The sequence below is a fragment of the Microcoleus sp. B4-C1 genome, assembly GCF_036705285.1.
Lineage (GTDB): Bacteria > Cyanobacteriota > Cyanobacteriia > Cyanobacteriales > Microcoleaceae > Microcoleus.
Genome location: NZ_JAUBUC010000199.1, coordinates 1 through 2,226, shown reverse-complemented (window position 1 = coordinate 2,226; position 2,226 = coordinate 1). Strand labels below are relative to the sequence as shown.

The window sequence follows — 2,226 nt, the reverse complement described above, 5'->3', positions numbered from 1 at the left end:
TCAAGTCTACCCGGACGGGGCAGACTTGATTACCTCTTCTATCATACATTCCCCTCCCGACAATTAATCCACCCTGCCTTATTAAGGGGAGTAGGGGGTGGGACAAGAAATATTCTCAAAATTCCCTCAACTAATCAAATCCCAAATCAGAACCTTTCCCCGCGTGTACCAAAGCCAACTTTTCGTAACGCTTAGCGTGTTCCACCAACTCCGCAGCTTCTTCCTCAGAGACCTCCCGCAGGGGTTTGGCAGGCACTCCCGCAACTAGCGTGTGAGGGGGAACGTCCTTGGTGACAACCGCCCCTGCACCGACGATCGAGCCTGTTCCCACTCTCACTCCATCGAGGACGATCGCCCCAATCCCGATCAGACAGCCCCGTTCAATGTAAGCTGAGTGAATCACGGCTCGGTGTCCGACTGTCACGAAATCTTCCAAAACAGTCGGTTGCCCCGGATCGCCGTGCAGAATTGCTCCATCTTGGATATTGGTACTTGAGCCGATCGCAATTCGCTCTATATCCGCCCGCACCACCGCCCCGTACCAGATACTAGCGCCCGCAGCCACCTCTACCCTGCCGATGACAACAGCGCCTTCAGCGACAAAAGCCGCTTGGGACAGATCGGGCCTGGGCCAAGAGGAAGGAAGTGCAGACAGAGGTTCGTTGAGATTGCTCATTTGTTGGTCGATCGTTATACTTCTAGCAGATTAGCTGGTTGTGGATACGGGATATAATAAAAGTATTTGGCACTTTTGCAGAGAAAATATGCTGGGACGCAAATAAATGATTGAAGTTGCCTTGCAATACCCGATGTTTGGCCCGGAAATTCAGTGTCCCCACTGTCGCCAAACAATTCCGGCTTTAACGCTAACGGATACCTATTTGTGTCCGCGTCACGGGGCATTTGAGGCAGATCCAAAAACGGGGGAACTGGTTCACCTTCAGTCTGGGCGGCACTGGCGTCGCTGGGAGAATGAATGGTATCGCCAGCACACGCACCCGGACGGGATTCGGTTTGAAATTCACGAAGCGCTCGATCGACTCTATACTCAAGGCTACCGAGCAACTCGCGTGATCGTTGCCCAACGCTATCGCGACTTAATCAGCGCTTATTTGGAACGCAGCACGCCTTGGCGCGGCCAGTCGGAATCGCCCCGGCCGAGGCTGTACGGTTTGCCTGTGGATTTTAGCCCCGATCCTCAAGAGGACCCTTGCTGGGAAGTGATTAATTTTGATTTGGAAAAAGAGCCGGGAGTTCCGGTTAGATATCCCTATTTTCGGTTGTTTGAATAGTTATTAGACATCTCGCAAAAAGACAGTTTTGAACAGGCAAGATGCCTGTTCCACAATAATTATGGGAGAGGTCTATTCGTTATTAGTCATTAGTTATTTGTTGGTTGTCATTTGCCCAAGGTTTTTTAGAATGTTTTGGCGATAGCAACCAATGCCCAATGCCCTGTTTGGCCAATTCCCCAATCTAAAATCTAAAATCTAAAATCTAAAATCGAATGCACCACGCCTCGATTCGCACTGCTAACATTCACCGGGCGATCGCCTTTTACGAACAGTTGGGATTTACTGTGAGCGATCGCTTTACCACAGGTTACACCCTAGCCTGTTGGATGGAAGGTCTCAACGGACGCATCGAACTAATTCAAATCCCGGAACCAAAACCGGCACCGGATGCTTTCGGAGACGAGCATTATGTTGGATATTATCATTTATCTTTCGATTTAACTGAGGCGACAACTGACTTACCTAGTTGGTTGCAGTCTCTGAAAGAACGGTTTGAGGAAGCTGCTTCATACCAACCAAACCAGTTTCAAGCTTTGAAAGTTTTGTTAGAACCGACTCAACAGGCGATCGGGCAAAATGTTTACGAAGTAGCTTTTATTGCCGATACAGACGGTTTGCCCTTAGAGTTTATCCGGCGCATGAATGACTAATTAAGTCAGAGCTGAAACTCTTCAGAAATCCCATCAGCGTGCATCTGTGTTCATCTGCTGACATCTGCGGTTAAAAAATCCTCATCCCACTAATTTGCTTTAATCAGGATATCAATTAATCAATAAATTAAGTAGAAGGAAAAAGGAATAATGCTTATAGAGCCAGCTTTTCAACCATCTGTATCTTACGTTTCCTCACGTAAATTCACTTAGGAGCGCGAATTAAATAACTTACAATTTTAATTGTTATTGTGGGATGGGCGTCCCGCCCGTCCTTTTTG

At 48.0% G+C, this 2,226-nt stretch carries 3 protein-coding genes; 2 read left to right on the top strand and 1 reads right to left on the bottom strand.

What is annotated here, in order from left to right; translation table 11 throughout:
* Positions 1-130: 130 nt before the first annotated feature.
* Positions 131-676, bottom strand: coding sequence for a gamma carbonic anhydrase family protein (locus QUB26_RS31610; RefSeq protein WP_333245114.1), 546 nt, complete (start codon positions 674-676; stop codon positions 131-133).
* A gap of 106 nt (positions 677-782) precedes the next feature.
* Between QUB26_RS31610 and QUB26_RS31605 the strand changes: the two genes are divergently transcribed.
* Both QUB26_RS31605 and QUB26_RS31600 read left to right on the top strand, forming a co-directional pair.
* A complete protein-coding gene (locus QUB26_RS31605) occupies positions 783-1,292 on the top strand; it encodes a TIGR02652 family protein (protein WP_333245117.1) in 510 nt (169 codons plus the stop codon).
* Between the two features lie 215 nt (positions 1,293-1,507).
* Positions 1,508-1,945, top strand: a complete 438-nt coding sequence (locus tag QUB26_RS31600) for a VOC family protein (protein WP_333321252.1) — start codon at positions 1,508-1,510, stop codon at positions 1,943-1,945.
* Positions 1,946-2,226 lie beyond the last annotated feature (281 nt).